At 43.6% G+C, this 830-nt stretch carries 1 protein-coding gene; it reads left to right on the top strand.

What is annotated here, in order from left to right; all coding sequences use genetic code 11:
• Window positions 1–45: 45 nt before the first annotated feature.
• Window positions 46–828, top strand: a complete 783-nt coding sequence (locus BCT81_RS26900) for an MlaA family lipoprotein (RefSeq protein ID WP_102426444.1) — start codon at window positions 46–48, stop codon at window positions 826–828.
• The last annotated feature ends 2 nt before the right edge of the window (window positions 829–830 follow it).

Genomic DNA, 830 nt, shown 5'->3' on the forward strand with positions numbered 1-830 from the left:
CAGCGATTGCTGGCCTTTTTTATTATTCCTTATGGAAAAGGTGATATGTCTATCAGTGTTTTAAGACTCTCGAGTTTACTCTTTATCGCAAGCTTAACGGTGGGCTGTTCTAGCGCGCCAGATGAAAGCAATAATGATAATCTCGAAACCTCTGAATACGTCGAAGAGTCCCACCCGAATGATCCTTTTGAAGGTTTCAACCGAGCGATGTGGAATATTAACTACGAGTATTTAGATCCTTATTTGGTTCGCCCTGTTTCTCTCGCTTATGTTGACTACACTCCTGTGCCGGTACGTTCTGGTATCTCCAACTTTTTAGCCAACTTAGACGAACCATCAAGCATGGTGAATAACCTCATCATGGGTAATGGCAGAAAAGCAGTTGACCATTTTAATCGTTTTTGGATTAACTCGACGTTTGGTTTGTTAGGTTTGATTGACATTGCTAGCGAAGCCGGGATCACCAAATATGATGATAAATCTTTCTCTGATGCAATTGGTCATTACGGTGTAGGAAATGGGCCGTATTTTATGGTGCCAGGTTACGGTCCTGTCACGACTCGTGAAGTGACGAGTCAGGTGGACAGCCTCTATGTGCCTCTGTCTTTGTTGAACGTTTGGGCCGGTCTGGGCAAGTGGGCCTTTGAAGGGATGGAAACACGTGCTCAGTTAGTATCTCAAGAAGCCTTGTTAGATGACTCTCCAGATCCATACGCGCTAACACGTGATGTCTACATCCAACGTCGTGATTTTAAAGCTGAGATTGAACCAGAAGAGGTGGATCTTGAAGAAGAAGATTTCATCGATGGTTATCTAGAAGACTACTAGAA

Source organism: Vibrio sp. 10N.261.52.A1 (genome assembly GCF_002876325.1).
Classification (GTDB): domain Bacteria; phylum Pseudomonadota; class Gammaproteobacteria; order Enterobacterales; family Vibrionaceae; genus Vibrio; species Vibrio chagasii.